Consider the following 15,538-nt stretch of genomic DNA (forward strand, 5'->3'; position numbering starts at 1 on the left):
CACGGTTTAACACTTTATGATTTCATACCTAGTAAAAAAGAGCCGGAATATCCGGCTCTTTTACTATTATTCAGCTGCAGGATCTGTCAGATATTCAGCAAGCTGCTGTAATTCTTCATCAGAACCTTCAAATAAGCCTGCAGGCATGTCGCCTTGTCCATTTACGGCAATCTCAGCAATTTCTTCAGCCGAAAGTCCTGTATCAGCAAGAGCAGGTCCTGCTCCACCTTCCAGGTTTTCACCGTGACAGTTAATACAGCCTTGTTGTTCATAAATCGCGTAACCCTCTGCTTCAGTATTAACCTCAACTTCAGCAACAATTTCACCCTGACTGCGCTGTGTTTCCCAGTCATGATATGCAACAGACTCCCAAGTAAGGAAGATCGTTGCAGCTACACCAAGCAGCATAAATCCTGTAGCAAGCGGACGCTTACCAGGACGGCGTGCCGGTCCGCGGTCAATAAATGGCGCCAGCAGTAAAGCACCGAATGCGATACCAGGAATAACGAAAGCACCAATTACATTATAAGGACCAGATGCAAAGTCATATTTCAACAGTTGATATAAGAATAAGAAATACCAGTCAGGAAGAGGAATATATCCTGCATCCGTCGGGTCGGCAATTTTCTCAAGCGGTGGTTCGTGAGCTACAGTCAATGATAAAAAACCAATTAAGAATACAGCACCCACAAGCCATTCTTTAAGTAGAAAGTTTGGCCAGAAAGCTTCCGTCTTTCCAGGAAACTCTGAGTAATCTTTTGGAATATTCGGTTTACGGTTTGCCGGTACACGAGAGTCTCCGACAAACTTCATCCCTTTTCCACGATGCATAGTTTTCCCTCCTTTTGTTCCAGGTGATTTGCTATTTTACAGTGGTCCTGAGATACCCTGCTTACGAATCATGATAAAGTGGGCTGCCATCAGACCAAGCAGTGCACCCGGCAGGAAGAATACGTGAATCGCAAAGAATCTTGTTAATGTCTGTGCACCCAGTATGTTTGGATCTCCTGCTAATAGAGTACGGATCTGCTCACCAATAAGTGGTGTCGCAGCAGCAATTTCAATACCTACCTTAGTTGCGAATAATGCTTTCATATCCCAAGGCAGAAGGTAACCAGTGAAACCTAGACCAAGCATAACGAAGAAAATAAGTACGCCTACAACCCAGTTAAGTTCACGCGGTTTTTTGTAGGAACCTGTGAAGAATACCCGTAAAGTATGAAGAAACATCATGACAATTACAAGACTGGCTCCCCAGTGGTGCATCCCCCGAACAATTACGCCGAAGGCTACTTCATTTTGTAGGTAATAAACAGAACGCCATGCATTTTCAATATCCGGTACATAATACATGGTCAAAAACATTCCGGATAAGATTTGTATAACGGTTACGAAAAATGTCAATCCGCCGAAGCAGTAAACGAAAGCTGAGAAGTGGTGAGCAGGGTTAACGTGCTCAGGAACTTCATGATCAGCAATGTCACGCCACATTGGGGTGATATCTAACCGCTCATCTACCCAATCATAAATCTTATTTAGCACCCATTACGCCTCCTTTACTATGCAATTGTGTTTGGAACAACTTGTCCAAGCTGCAAAATGCCATCGTCAGATACTCTAGTCTCGAACATGTCAAGAGGAGCAGTCGGTGGCGTTCCCGGTACATTTTTACCGGATTTTTCATACAAACCGTTATGGCAAGGACAGAAGAATCTGTTAGGATCACTTTCTCTTCCTTCCCAGTTTACCGTGCAGCCTAAGTGCTTACACGTTGGATTAAGTGCAACAACTTCCTGGTTTTCATCCAGATAAACCCATGCAGTCTGAGTTACTTCAGACGTATACCATGCGTCTTTCTGTTCGTAAGAAAAATCTACGCGAGTTGGAACATCACTCAATTCATCAATTGAAGTACCAGTTGAGATATAATCCCCTCCAGCTTCAGCAGTTAGAACAGGATCAATTGCAAAACGCACCATAGGCATGAGCATTCCTGCCGCCATGAAACCGCCTACACCAGTTAATGTATAGTTTAAAAATTGACGACGTGAAACACGCTGATTACTCATTTATTTCCCCCCTCTTCCATCAGGTCAGTCCTTCGGACATTTTTCGCACAAATATATAACTAGGACATATTCATGATATATCAATATATTATCAAGGTCAATAATCCGTTAAACCTTTTCATTTCAAGTATGTGAAGTTTTTTTGAACGTTAGTTCGTTTGCCATTTTCCGACTACAATTTTCAAGAGCTGGCTTACTTGATCCTCTATGATTTTTTGTTTGTATTTCCCGTCCATATGTTCCATCGGGATAGACGGCAGCCAAATTAAATCCGCACTTATTTCTTTTTCGACTTCTCTCCAAAAAGGGTCTGATGTAATGAGAAAAACATGCTCGAAACCTTTTTCCTTCAACGTTTCCGACCATTGTTTCATCCGCTGCAGTTTCAGGTCAGTGCTTTCATTCGAGAAGTAAGTAAATGGCGGTAAAAGCATCATGCGGCCTTTGAATTGCTTTTCAAGTAGTGCTGTTACCAAAGGAATAAATTCCGCCTGATCAGCTTCCTGTTTAGCCTGATCCCCAAAACTTACAGGAAGGAGAGGCACCACTGCTGTATCTATATATTTTTGTTCCTGAAAGAACAAAGTAATATCTTTAGTATTCCAAATCACACAATTCACTCCTTTTTATATAATTGCTAATAAATTGTAGCATAAAAAATATAGACAGCAGAAGCTGTCTATATTTTCAGGAAAGGCTTTTTAGCATTTCTGTCAGCTGTCGGAATTGATCTTTATCCTGATGATCTAGCGCTTCATCAATTTTTTTCATCAGCTGGGATCGCTGGTTTTCAGCAATACTGTCCGAGAGAAATTGCTCTGCCATTTCTTTTTCTCTTTCAGTCAGGTGAATCTCTTTAGGCGTAAAAGGATTCTCTTCCAATACTGCTGCATATTGATAAGAAGAATATGATGAATCAAAATTCAGCTGAACATATAAATCCTCATCCCGATGCAAACGGATATCATGAAAAGATTTCTCAGCATCTGTTGTCATCACATGGCCTTTGTAAAACCTGAATGGCACTTCATCAGTACATGATGCAGACATCACGATTCCTCTCGGACAGTACCGTGCATCTTCTACAAAGTGCAGATTCTCTATTAATTGGTCATGGCTCAGCAAATAATTCATAATCCAGACTGATTCACGTTTTTTTAATTGATAATTCTGTAAAAACCATTTGATAAAGTCTTTTTTTTCATCTGCTGAAATGGATGGGGCCAAGCCAATCCCTCCTTCAATCATGTCTTAAGTGTTCAACATTCATTTGCCACACTTCATTCGTAGGATCTTTTTGAGTCAGCTTAAGGTAGATTTCAAGCGCTTCTTTTTGTCTGCCTTCTTCAACAAGAAATTTTCCGTAATCTTCGAGAAAATCACTATGATCATTATATACCACATAAGCTTTTTTATATTCTTCGAATGCTTGAGAAAAGTCTTCTCTCATTTCAAAGGCTCTGGCTGCATCCCACAAAAATTGAGGATCATCTTCTCCAGACTCTCTGACAGTACTGATGACATCAAGACAGTCGTCAGGTTTTTCCTGTCTTAACAGGATTTTATTTAATACCAGAGCCGCTTCAAGATAGTCCGGGTCGATCGCAACTGCTTGTCTTAAATATTCTTCAGCTTTTTGTTCATTACCTGATTTTAATGCTAATTTACCTGCAGTCAGAAACAGTTCTTTATTAAACGGATCACTTTTCAAACCTTTTTCTGCTGCTTCAAGTGCTTTATCAATTTGTTCTTCATGTTCATAAGATTTTGCAAGAAGCTGATATGCTGAATGATATTCAGCGTCAACTTCAATCAGCTCTTCGAACACTTCTGAGGCTGTGCTATGATGACCTGCCTGAGAAGCTGTAAATCCATACTGGAAAAGTGTTTCAGCATCTCTTTCATGCTCCAGTGATTCTTCATAATAAGGAAGTGCATCTTCGAACGAACCACCGGCACTGTAGCATTCTCCCAGCCGCTTACAGATCAGTACACCAGCTATTTCCTCCGAAGAGAGCATTTTATAAAATCTGATTGCTTCAAGAAATCTGCCCTGTTGAATATAAAACTCCGCAAGCGCAAATTGGATAATCTCTTCGTTTTTCTCAGCTTCATAAGCCTGAAGAAGTTTTCGCTCACTGACCTCATGTAAACCCTGCATCTGATAAAGATCTGCAGATAACAGCATGGCACGCGAGTAAAATTCGCTTGATTCATTTATTTCTTCAAGCAACACCATCGATTCTTCAATTTGATCCAGTTCTGCATGAGCTTCTGCTTTCAGCATAACCAACTCGGTTTCTTCAGGATAAAGCTCAATTAAATCTTCATACAGTTCAATACTTTTTTCCTGGAATCCCAAACTGTACAAAGCCTCAGCAGCCTCATATTTTTCATCATCTGTACCTGTTCTTTTTAATTCGGCATATATTTTCATTGCATCTTCGAGATTTCCTGCATGAAGATGTTCAATCATCTCTTGTATCCGATTCATGTAAAACCCTCTTTTCGTTTACGTTTATTCCTCATAAAAGAATAAGAGAACTGGAGGTCAGATTCAAATATAACCTCTTATAAATGAACTATTCGATAAATCTTTTCAAATCCCTTTTTCCCAATTTAAAAAGAGGATGGAACAAAAAGCTGTCTCATCCTCTTACTCGTTTCGCTGCGCTTCAGGCTGGACGCTTTCCGCGCGTGGGCCGTTTTGTGGCCCCATTTGACCTCCTCAACGCTTCGCGTCTGCGGGGTCTCACCTGTCCGTCTCTTCGCGCTGGAGTCACCGCCTTACGCTCCGCTGCACTTAAATTTTAATAAAAATATTGTTTAACTTAAAAAAAGAGATTTTTTGTCTCAGCTTCTTTTTAAACATTATTTTGATGTATGACTGCATCAAGATCATTAAAAAATGAAGGATATGAAACACTTATACATTCAGGATTGTTAATTTTCACTTGCCCTTTTGATATGAGGGCTGCTACTGCAAGCATCATGCCGATCCGGTGATCGCCCCTGGAGTCAGCTTCTGCACCATGCAGTAAAGTCGGTCCATTAATGATCATTCCGTCTTCTGTTGCATGTATGTCTGCACCAAACTTCTTTAATTCTTCTACTACAGCATCTATACGATTTGTTTCTTTCACTTTCAGTTCTTCTGCATCTTTGATGACTGTTTGTCCGTTTGCCTGTGTAGCAAGCAGTGCAATAATTGGTATTTCATCAATCAGCCGCGGAATTAATTCTCCGCCGATTTCACAGCTTTTAAGGATGCTGCTATTGATTTTAATCTGCCCTTCAGGTTCTTCATCCGCATTGGTCTGTGTCACTTCAAAATCAGCTTCCATCTTTTTCAAAACATCAAGAATACCGGTTCTTGTTTCATTTAATCCGACACCTTTTAGAAGCAGGCTGCTATTTTTTGTGATCGCAGCAGCTGTCAGAAAAAATGCAGCTGACGAAATATCCCCGGGTACATGAACATCTTTTGCGGTAAATGGCTGATTGCCATTGACGATTATCTTTTGTCCATCTCTTTGAATACTCCCCCCGAAGTGCCTGATCATTTTTTCAGTGTGATCACGGGTCTTTTCAGGCTCAACAATGACTGTTTCCTCGTCTGATTGCAAACCTGCAAGGATTAATGCTGATTTTAACTGCGCACTGGCCACAGGCAGCTTATAATGAAAGGATTTGAGCTTACCGCCTCTTATCGATATTGGAGTCAGGTTACCATCCTCTCTTCCATCGATTACAGCACCCATTTGTTTTAACGGGGCAGTGACTCTGTTCATCGGACGTTTAGCAATCGACTCATCACCAGTAATCACAGAATGAAAGGGCTGTCCTGCCAGGATGCCAAGAAGCAGTCTTGTTGTCGTTCCGGAGTTACCTGTATAGAGAACTTCTGAAGGTTCCTGCAGCCCCTCAAAACCTTTTCCTTCAATTAGAATCTCATCTTCTTTTTCAATAATCTGAACACCCATTTTTCGAAAGCAGTCAATTGTACTAAGGCAGTCGTCTCCCTTTAAAAATCCCGTCACTCTTGTTTCACCATGTGAGATCGCACCAAACATGATTGACCTGTGAGATATAGACTTATCACCCGGAACGTTTATTTCACCCTTTAAAGAGGGGCTTTCAAATTGAAGATTCTTCATAGTAAAAACTCCTCGCAAATTGAATTAAACAGTAAACACTTCAAAATCTGTTACTGAAGAAATACAGTCAGCTCCACGTTTCCGATCCTCTTCAGTTTGAAAACTAATTGTCAGAACGCCGTATATATCTTCTCTTGTTTCCATGATTCGCAAATTCACAATGCTGATTTCTTCTTTAGCTAAAAGCCCCGTTATTTCAGAAATAACCCCAGGATAGTCAGGTACATCTACAAATAAATCATAAAAGGATGGGATTGCACCTTTTTGAAGTATCGGCATGGAATCTCTGAATGTCTTTGCTTCCTCAAAATAGCGATAAATATCCTGTGCGTTATTCTTATCAAGCATTTCGACTACATGATTCATTTCCTGCTGCCATTCAGTAAGAAGGTCTTTCAGCATATCGATATTATGAATCGTGATATCTCTCCACATAGACGGATTAGAAGATGCAATTCTGGATATGTCTCTAAAACCCCCTGCTGCGAGACTTGAAATTAACGGTTGTTTTTGATAGTTATTTTTCACCTGATGAACCAGAGACGAAGCAATAATATGTGGAAAATGACTGACCGTTCCAGTAATATGATCATGCTCTTCCGGTTTCACTTCAAGAAACTTCGCCTTACTTCCATTAAGCCATGTTTTAAGCAGATCAACCGCTTCTTTTTCAGTATGATCACCGGGGGTAAGCAGATAAAATGCATTTTCAAACAGAAAAGCCTTCGCCGCTGATACGCCGCTCTTATGTGAACCAGCCATCGGGTGTCCGCCTATAAAAGTATATCCTTTATTTGTTAAAACTGAGCTGGCTTCCATTATATTTTTCTTTGTACTCCCAACGTCAGTGATAATGACACTTGACTTCAGATTAAATCCTGCCAGTGTTTTCATCAGATTCTCTGTTTCATTGACAGGCGTGCAAATGATGATTAAATCAGCCTCTTCTGCATCATTCTTTAAAGACACAGATGTCTTGTTTATTGCGCTTAGTGCTTTTGCGAGCCTGACCTCTTCTTCTTTCAGATCAAACCCTGTCACTGTTGCGTCTGGATGTTCTTTTATAATAGACAACCCAATTGATCCGCCAATTAGCCCAAGACCTATAATGAATACATTTCCTTTCATACCTTCACAACCTTTAATGCGAAATGATCTCACTAATTGCTTTTAACGTTTTATCCACCTGTTCATCAGTACCTATTGTAATTCTCAAGCTCTTTGGATACCCCAAAGCCTGTCCACTTCTGGTAATGATCCCTTTTTTCATCAATGCTTCAAATAATTCATCTGCATCCTGGTTAAAATGCACAAGAATAAAGTTGCCTTGTGAAGGAAAAAAATTCAGGCCATACTCTTTACAAAACCTTTCAAATTTTTCTATTCCTATTCTATTTTGTTCTTTGCAGTAAAGAATAAAGCTTTGATCTTTTAACGCCGCTGCAGCTGCACGCTGCGCAAGAGAATTTGTATTAAACGGTTCACGTACCGGTTCCAGAGATTGAATTAATTCAGGCTGTGCGATACCATAACCCACTCTGAAGCCCGCAAGACCATATGCTTTAGAAAAAGTTCTTGTTACGATCAGGTTTGAATATGATTCAATCAGCTTTAATGAATCGTAATAATCCTCAGCAGTTACATACTCATAGTAAGCTTCATCGAGCACGACGAGCACACTGTCCGGTATTTGATCAAGAAAACCTTTTAAATCTTTCTCGCTGATACTGACACCTGTTGGGTTATTTGGACTGCAAACCCATACAACAGCAGTATCTTTGTTCACTGCGCGTGCCATGGCGTCAAGATCGTGGTGCCCTTCTACTAAAGGCACTTCAATTACTTCAGCGCCTTCAATGACTGCATTATGCTTGTACTGTGGAAAAGTTGGAGTAGCCATAACAGTGTTCTTCGAGGAGTCTAACATTGCTCTTGAGATCATCTGAATCACTTCATCTGATCCATTACCCAAAATAAATTGTTCAGGTGCAAGCTGGTACAAGTCAGTCAGAGAATTTCTTAATACAGAGCCGCCCCCATCCGGATAAATTGCATAATCAGACAAATTTTTAAGTTCGTCACCAACCCGTTTTGAGCAGCCGTATGGATTTTCATTTGAAGCCAGCTTAATGATTTCGCTAAGACCCAGTTCTTTTTTTACTTCATCAACTGTTTTTCCGGGCTTGTAAGGAGTGAGTTTTTTCACTTGATCTTTAATATACATTAATTATCCACCTTTCTGAGCGCTTCCATAAGGTCAGGACGCAGTTTTACAGCCTCCTGGTGGTATATGTGCTGAATCTCTTTCTGCTTCTTCTCCGTATTCACATGAACCATTACCCTTATGCATTGCGGCAGCGCATCTACCACAGGGATTTCCTGCATACACATAACAGGCACGTATTCCCACCCTGCGATTTTTCTTAAAGCTTTTGCAGGAAATACGGATTTTAAATCATCAGTAGTAGAAATAAAAACTGAAGCAGTTTCTTCAGGTTCGATGTTATTTTTATTAATCATGTCTTCAATCAGTGTTAATGTAGCATGGATAACATTTTCTTCCTGGTCATTTTCGGTTGTTGTAGCTCCTCTAATACCGCGGATCACAATATTTCCCCCTCTCGCTTTAATGTATCGTGAATATTGTTTAATTCATCTGGTGCAGCATTCATAATAACCGGATTTCCAATTGACTCTAATAAGACAAACCGGATTTCTCTATTTAAGTTCTTTTTATCTTTTTTCATGAGTGCAAGCAGATCTGCAAAAGGAGCATCAGTGTGGATGTCATAACCAAGTGAATGAACCCAGCTTATAAAATCTGACATAGACATATTTAAGCCGGTTTTTTTGTTGCTCAGGTGCAATGCATAGATCATCCCGATCATGACACATTCCCCGTGCAGTTTTTTTCCAAAACCGGACCACGCTTCAACTGCGTGACCATATGTATGTCCAAAATTTAAATAAGCACGGATATTTTGTTCACGTTCATCTTTCTGCACGATCTCTCCTTTTATTTGTATACCTCTTTTTAATGCATATTGGAGAAAATCATCATTCAATGAACCCAGATCTTTTACTTCTTCCATGATCTCTTTTAAAAATTCTTTGTCTGCAATTAATGCATGTTTAATGACCTCTGCAAAGCCTGATCTGATTTCTCTTAATGGCAGTGTTTTGAGAAACATACTGTCATAAAGAACAGCTGAAGGCTGATGGAAGCAGCCAGTCATATTTTTACCCAGGGGATGGTTAATGGCCGTTTTACCCCCTACAGCACTATCGTGAGCAAGAATTGTTGTAGGCACCTGAATGTACCTTATACCGCGCATATATGTTGCCGCCGTAAAGCCTGCAAGGTCTCCGGTCGCTCCCCCGCCACATGCGATAATCAGTGAGTGCCGGTCCAGACCCGCCTCCAGGGCAGCACCAATGGCTTCTTCATACACGCTAAAAGACTTTGCTTTTTCTCCAGCGGGTAAAATAAACAAAGCATCAAAACTGATATGGTCATGAATGTTCGTTTTGTGTAATTCATAAACATTCGAATCCACCAACAGTAAAATTGATGTGACTGCCGGTTGCATCGCTTCAATCACTCGACCAGTTTCTTTAAGAACATCTTCTCCAATGAACACAGGATATTCTGTACCTGTTCGGATTGTCAGCTGCTCCATATTAATATTCCTTCGTGTAAGCTCTATGTTCTTCAACAGCATTTTTTAACTGGTCAAAACGGTCGCTGTCAAACTTCTCACAGATTGCGGCTGCGATTTCCCATGCTACTACAGCTTCCGCAACTACAGCAGCTGCAGGCACTGCACAGCTGTCTGAACGCTCGATGCTTGCACTAAAAGGCTCTTTGGAATCAATATCAACACTTTCAAGCGGTTTATAAAGTGTTGGAATTGGTTTCATTACACCTTTTACAACAATTGGCATACCTGTAGTCATGCCCCCTTCAAATCCACCTAGACGATTCGACTTTCTATAGTACCCTCTCTCCTCAGACCATGCAATTTCATCATGAACTTTGCTGCCGGGGAGTCTTGCCATTTCAAATCCTAATCCAAATTCCACGCCTTTAAATGCATTGATACTCATGATCGCAGCTGCAATCTTTGCATCCAGCTTCTTATCGTAGTGTACATAGCTCCCTAATCCGGCAGGTACATTTTCAATCACGACTTCGACGACTCCACCGATCGAATCACCGTTTTTCTTAGCGGCATCAATTGCATCTTTCATCTTTTCCGATGCATCAGGATCCACGCATCTGACTTCACTCTGTTCAGATTTGTCACGTATCTCAGCAGCTGTCAATTCCTTGAATTCTTCAGCAATTACGCCGCCGATTTCTCTGACATGACAGGCAATATTAATGCCCAGGTCTTTAAGGATTTTTTGTGCAAGTGCCCCTGCAGCAACCCGAACAGTCGTTTCTCTTGCAGAAGATCTTTCAAGAACATTTCTCATGTCTCTGTGACCGTATTTCATACCGCCATTCAGATCTGCATGACCCGGTCTTGGACGTGTAATTTTCCTTCTTACTTCTTTTTCCTCTTCATCGGTCAGCGGCTCTGCACCCATAATTTTTGTCCAATGTGTCCAATCTTTATTTTCAACTACCAGTGCAATAGGTGAACCCAGCGTTTTGCCGTGTCTTACCCCACTCAAAATCTGTGCTCTGTCAGTTTCTATCTGCATTCTTCTTCCTCGTCCATAACCTTTTTGTCTTCTGGCTAAGTGTTCGTCAATATCATCAGCTTTAATTTCTAATCCGGCAGGAAGACCTTCAATAATTGTTGTCAGCTGTGGCCCGTGGGATTCACCTGCTGTTAAATATCTCATCATAACGCTTTCCCCCTTCAACTCGCTAAAGTAATATTTGTACAGTCTAACATATTTTTTAAAACGTATGTAGTGAAATTATCCGGCAAATTTAAATTTTCCGGTAAAAAAAAGTTTCGATTGATTCAAAACCATATTTCCCCGGATTAAAAATCTGTTCCGTACTGCCTACAAACAACACCCCACCGCGCTTTAATGCTTTACTGAATTTATGGTAAAGCTCATCCTTAGCTTCCTCAGTAAAGTAAATCATGACGTTACGGCAAACGATTAAATCATAATCTGAATCAAAACGATCATTCAGCAAATTCTGCTGTTTAAATGTAACGTTTTTTTTAATTTGATCTGAAACCTTATAAAATGATCCCTGCTGAGTAAAATGCTCTTTTTTTATTTCATTGGGTACTTCAGCCAAAGCTCTTTCAGCATACAAACCAATTTTCGCTTTTTCAATCGCAAGCCGGTCTAGATCTGTTGCTTGTACTTTCACAGGGCTGCCTTTTTGCATCTTGTTCAAGACCATTGCCAGGGTATACGGTTCTTCTCCTGTAGAGCATGCTGCACTCCACACTTTCAATTGCGAATGATTCTTCAGCAGGTCCGGGAGAACTTTCTTCTCTAAGACTTCCCATCTTTTTTGATTTCTGTAAAACTCCGAAACATTAATAGTCATTCTATCCAGAAACTCATCCATCAGATCATGTTTGGAAGATAGTGCTGTTGAATAATCTTTAAATGAGATAAATCCTTTTTTCTCATAAAGAGAAGTCAGGCGTCTCTTCATTTGTGCCTCTTTATAAAGTGACAGATCAATTCCTGTTTTATCTTTGATATAAGTTACAAAACCTGCATAATCATTTGACATATGTACACCTCATTCAATTAAAGCTATTATAAGCTACTATATAAAAACATCATAAATAATGCTATAAAAAAAAGCACCTGCTCAGGTGCTTTTCAAAAATTAATATACCCATTCATCTACAGATTTTTTATACTCAAGGGCTGCATTGTCCCCAAAGAAAAGATTCATTTCACGCTCAGCACTCTCAAGAGAGTCAGAACCGTGAATCATGTTTTTTCCAACCGTTAAGCCGTAGTCGCCTCGGATTGTCCCAAGATCAGCTTCACTAGGCTTTGTAGCACCCATCATATGGCGGGCAGTTTTTACAACGTCCTCGCCTTCCCAGATCATTGCAAAAACTGGACCTGAAGTGATGAAATCTACAAGTTCTCCGAAGAAAGGCTTATCGGCATGTTCTCCGTAATGTTTTTTTGCAAGATCATCAGAAATTACCATTAGCTTAGCTGCTGATAATTTAAAACCTTTTCTTTCAAATCGGCTGATCACTTCACCGATTAACCCTCTTTGTACACCGTCTGGTTTGACCATTAAAAAAGTTTTTTCCATCTCATATTCCCCCAACTATGTATGTCGGTCTTTAGAAGACCCTTTAAAAGATTATCACTCATTTCATCTTTTGGCAACGTTTTCATTCTATATTAATATTTTCTTTTACCAATAAAAAGAGCAATGTCTCTAAGGGACTTTTTAGCTTTTGACATAGGAAGAGCATCGAGTTGTTCCAGTGCTTTAACCAGATAACGCTGACTGATTGCTGATGAGCGTTTAATCGCATCGGTTTTTAGTATTTCACCGATAATATGCTGCATGTCTTCATCAGACATATCTTCATGAACTTTTTTAATCTTCGAACTTAACTCAGGGTTTTCCATCGCGTAAAATACCGGGAGTGTTATATTCCCCTGCAAAAGATCTCCTCCGGCAGGTTTTCCAAGCTCTTTTTCAGTGCTGGTGAAATCGAGTATATCATCAGTTATTTGATAGGCCATTCCTACATAATAACCGAAACGGTAAAGTTTCTTTTGAATATCAGGTGTTGCTTCCCCCGCTACTGCACCGAGCTGACAACTGACAGCAATGAGTAATGCGGTCTTTCTTTTAATACGGCGGAAATAATCTTTTACACTCTGATTAAATCTGTATTTATCCTGTATCTGTGCAATTTCTCCAATACATAGCTCCACGATAGCGTCTGATAAAATTCTATGGGCAGTAGAATCCTGAATCACTGTCATGTAATTTAATGCTCTCGCAAACATATAGTCCCCAGTATACATCGCGACCTGATTACTCCACTCAGCCTGAATAGTCGTTCTTCCTCTTCGCATATCTGCATTGTCAATCACATCATCATGCACTAAGGAAGCCATATGAATAAGTTCAAGTGCCACAGCGGCATTTTTAACGCGGTGAATATCGTATTGACCAGTCTTTGCAGAGAGCAGTACAAAAACAGGTCGGATTCTCTTTCCTCCGGCCTGAAGCAAGTGAAGCGATGCATCTTTTAACAGTATCGTATCAGAATGAATCGCCTGGCTTAATTCCTTTTCTATTTCTTCTATATCCGTTTTCAAAAACGAATAGAGCATGGTTAATTTCATTATGGTTCCACCTAATTTACATTTTGAGCTTTTTTATAACCTATATGCATTGCAGCTGCGCCACCGCTGAATGGTTTGAATTCTACACTTGTGAACCCTGCATGTTCAAATAGTTCTGCTAATTTTTTTGCGCCAGGAAAATCTTTAGCTGATTCCTGCAGCCATGAATATTCGTTATAACTTTTGGCCAGAAGCTTTCCGAATACCGGCATGACATATTTAAAATACGCATAGTAAAGTTGTCTGAATCCGGGAAGTGTAGGTTGGGAGGTTTCAAGACAAACAGCCATCCCTCCAGGTTTTAGAACTCTGTTCATTTCTTTTAATACTTGTAAATAATCAGGGACATTCCTCAGTCCGAAGCCGATCGTGACATAATCAAACGAGTTATCTTCGTAGGGTAATGCCATTGCATTTCCATGTATTAAAGAGATCTGAGGGTAGCTCTTTACCTTTTCATGACCTGTTTTCAACATATTTTTACTGAAGTCCAGCCCAATTACTTCTCCTTCAGCACCTGTAGCTTCCGCTAGTGCAATTGTCCAGTCTGCAGTCCCACAGCAAACATCGAGTGCTCTTGATCCAGGTTCAACCTGCATTTTTGTCATCGTATATTTTCTCCAGCGGACATGCTGCTGGAAACTGATAATTGAATTCATTTTGTCATAGCGCCCATGTATTTTTTCAAATACACCGTGCACTTTCTGCTCTTTTTCCGTTTGCATAATTACCCTTCCTCTGCATAAATGATCGATTTCTCATAAAAAGAACTGAAAATGGGCAGGTTTTTAACTGATGATGGCAGTTTAAGGTCCTGTACCAGGTATTCAATATCACCCGAAATCTGTTTCAGTAAAACTTTATATGTTATAAGATAATCTGAAGATTTAATGTGGTTTTTTCCGTGTTTGAAAAAATCAAACAGACTTGAATATTTCCCATCTGAAAACATAACTTCTTCCTGCTTTAATCGCTGGATTAACAACAGCTTTTCTGCAAGCGGCACCATTTCTTCGAATCCCAAATGCTTAAATAGACTTGCAATAATTGAGGATTCTATCTTAGTGAGACTTCGTAAAAATTCATTTTCGGATAATGAATGCGCAGAAGATATTTCAATTTTGTGTTCATTAATTTCCTCAATTGAATGAGCGATTTTTCTGATCAGCTCAATATCAGGAATCTCAGATAAGATTTTATAGTACAGACCGCTATAATAATCTCCTGCAAGAACAGTCAGTTGTTTTATACGGTGAGATTCACTGTTTGACGATACCTTTTCATGTGTATCAAGTGCTTGTTGAATTAAAATAGCAGTTGATACGTATGATTGATCCAGTTCTGTATATTTATTTTTCAGATAAAAGGGGAGTAAAAGCAATGACAGTCTATCCATATCAATTTCCGGCTGCCCGATCGCTGCATGAAGATACGGGTGATGAATTTGGTCTAATATATGCTGGACTGTTTCATTCATCCAGCGTTCAGATTGTTTAAAGTTCATCGTTTTCTCCCCGTTTCTTTAGTTCATATGTAATACATTTGATGTAGAAAAAGCGAATAATAGTATCATAACATTATGTAGTGAAAAAAAAGATCATCATTTCCTGAACGATCATTTACACCCAAATTTAAGTTCCCGGATCAATACCAGTGAAATCGTTAAACCCTTATTATTATAGCATAAGAATCGAACGCGTTGCTAAGACAAAAGAAGCCAGCACTCGCCGGCTTCAACGATTTAAATTATTTTTTTATTTTTTCATCGCTCAATACTTCGCCATGAGCTGTTAGGATAGACGCTTTGCCTCTCACTTTAACAGCAGAAGTGTGCTCAGTGAACTGCGCGATCATCACTTCACCTTTATCGAGTTTTTCCGAATGGTGAAACTTTGTATCTGTTCCTCTGGTCAACCCGATGACATTCACACCATCTTCAAGCGCTTTTATTGTAATGAAATTTCCTTGGTCACTCAATGTGTTACACTCCTT

At 39.9% G+C, this 15,538-nt stretch carries 18 protein-coding genes; all 18 read right to left on the minus strand.

All coding sequences use genetic code 11. The features are described from left to right. Nucleotides 1-66 precede the first annotated feature (66 nt). The gene (locus E2626_RS04480; RefSeq protein ID WP_134380103.1) at nucleotides 67-831 is read right to left on the minus strand and encodes a menaquinol-cytochrome c reductase cytochrome b/c subunit; all 765 of its coding nucleotides are present in this window, start codon (nucleotides 829-831) and stop codon (nucleotides 67-69) included. 36 nt (nucleotides 832-867) lie between these two features. Further along, on the minus strand, nucleotides 868-1,542 hold the full coding sequence (qcrB, locus tag E2626_RS04485) for a menaquinol-cytochrome c reductase cytochrome b subunit (RefSeq protein WP_134380105.1): 675 nt from the start codon (nucleotides 1,540-1,542) through the stop codon (nucleotides 868-870). A 17-nt stretch (nucleotides 1,543-1,559) separates the two neighbouring features. After that, a complete protein-coding gene (locus E2626_RS04490; protein WP_134380107.1) occupies nucleotides 1,560-2,069 on the minus strand; it encodes a Rieske (2Fe-2S) protein in 510 nt (169 codons plus the stop codon). Nucleotides 2,070-2,218: 149 nt separating this feature from the next. Beyond that, a complete protein-coding gene (locus E2626_RS04495) occupies nucleotides 2,219-2,680 on the minus strand; it encodes a YpiF family protein (RefSeq protein ID WP_134380109.1) in 462 nt (153 codons plus the stop codon). A 76-nt stretch (nucleotides 2,681-2,756) separates the two neighbouring features. After that, the gene (locus E2626_RS04500; protein WP_134380111.1) at nucleotides 2,757-3,317 is read right to left on the minus strand and encodes a ReoY family proteolytic degradation factor; all 561 of its coding nucleotides are present in this window, start codon (nucleotides 3,315-3,317) and stop codon (nucleotides 2,757-2,759) included. Further along, nucleotides 3,310-4,563 (minus strand): tetratricopeptide repeat protein, encoded by a 1,254-nt coding sequence (locus E2626_RS04505; RefSeq protein WP_134380113.1) that lies wholly within the window; start codon nucleotides 4,561-4,563, stop codon nucleotides 3,310-3,312. The genes E2626_RS04500 and E2626_RS04505 overlap by 8 nt, the downstream gene beginning before the upstream one ends. Nucleotides 4,564-4,933: 370 nt before the next feature. Beyond that, a complete protein-coding gene (gene aroA / locus E2626_RS04510) occupies nucleotides 4,934-6,226 on the minus strand; it encodes a 3-phosphoshikimate 1-carboxyvinyltransferase (protein WP_134380115.1) in 1,293 nt (430 codons plus the stop codon). Between the two features lie 24 nt (nucleotides 6,227-6,250). Next, entirely contained in the window at nucleotides 6,251-7,354 is a 1,104-nt protein-coding gene (locus E2626_RS04515; RefSeq protein ID WP_134380117.1) for a prephenate dehydrogenase, read from the minus strand. A gap of 13 nt (nucleotides 7,355-7,367) precedes the next feature. Then, on the minus strand, nucleotides 7,368-8,450 hold the full coding sequence (gene hisC / locus E2626_RS04520; RefSeq protein WP_134380119.1) for a histidinol-phosphate transaminase: 1,083 nt from the start codon (nucleotides 8,448-8,450) through the stop codon (nucleotides 7,368-7,370). After that, nucleotides 8,450-8,833, minus strand: a complete 384-nt coding sequence (aroH, locus tag E2626_RS04525) for a chorismate mutase (protein WP_134380121.1) — start codon at nucleotides 8,831-8,833, stop codon at nucleotides 8,450-8,452. Before aroH ends, hisC begins: the two co-directional genes overlap by 1 nt. Further along, entirely contained in the window at nucleotides 8,830-9,906 is a 1,077-nt protein-coding gene (gene aroB, locus E2626_RS04530; protein WP_134380123.1) for a 3-dehydroquinate synthase, read from the minus strand. Before aroB ends, aroH begins: the two co-directional genes overlap by 4 nt. 1 nt (nucleotide 9,907) lies before the next feature. Beyond that, nucleotides 9,908-11,080 (minus strand): chorismate synthase, encoded by a 1,173-nt coding sequence (gene aroC, locus E2626_RS04535; RefSeq protein ID WP_134380377.1) that lies wholly within the window; start codon nucleotides 11,078-11,080, stop codon nucleotides 9,908-9,910. A gap of 91 nt (nucleotides 11,081-11,171) precedes the next feature. Continuing rightward, nucleotides 11,172-11,945 carry a CheR family methyltransferase gene (locus E2626_RS04540; protein ID WP_134380125.1) on the minus strand — a complete coding sequence of 258 codons (774 nt, stop codon included), beginning with the start codon at nucleotides 11,943-11,945 and terminating at the stop codon, nucleotides 11,172-11,174. A gap of 99 nt (nucleotides 11,946-12,044) precedes the next feature. Beyond that, nucleotides 12,045-12,491, minus strand: coding sequence for a nucleoside-diphosphate kinase (gene ndk / locus E2626_RS04545; protein WP_134380127.1), 447 nt, complete (start codon nucleotides 12,489-12,491; stop codon nucleotides 12,045-12,047). 92 nt (nucleotides 12,492-12,583) lie between these two features. Then, a complete protein-coding gene (gene hepT / locus E2626_RS04550) occupies nucleotides 12,584-13,546 on the minus strand; it encodes a heptaprenyl diphosphate synthase component II (protein ID WP_134380129.1) in 963 nt (320 codons plus the stop codon). A gap of 11 nt (nucleotides 13,547-13,557) precedes the next feature. Next, nucleotides 13,558-14,271 (minus strand): demethylmenaquinone methyltransferase, encoded by a 714-nt coding sequence (locus E2626_RS04555; protein ID WP_134380131.1) that lies wholly within the window; start codon nucleotides 14,269-14,271, stop codon nucleotides 13,558-13,560. A gap of 2 nt (nucleotides 14,272-14,273) precedes the next feature. Next, complete coding sequence (locus E2626_RS04560) at nucleotides 14,274-15,050, minus strand: heptaprenyl diphosphate synthase component 1 (RefSeq protein WP_134380133.1); 777 nt, start codon at nucleotides 15,048-15,050, stop codon at nucleotides 14,274-14,276. Nucleotides 15,051-15,292: 242 nt separating this feature from the next. Then, nucleotides 15,293-15,523: a trp RNA-binding attenuation protein MtrB gene (gene mtrB, locus E2626_RS04565; RefSeq protein ID WP_134380135.1), complete on the minus strand. Its 231-nt coding sequence runs from the start codon at nucleotides 15,521-15,523 to the stop codon at nucleotides 15,293-15,295. Nucleotides 15,524-15,538 lie beyond the last annotated feature (15 nt).

The organism is Jeotgalibacillus salarius, from assembly GCF_004405125.1.
Classification (GTDB): domain Bacteria; phylum Bacillota; class Bacilli; order Bacillales; family Jeotgalibacillaceae; genus Jeotgalibacillus; species Jeotgalibacillus salarius.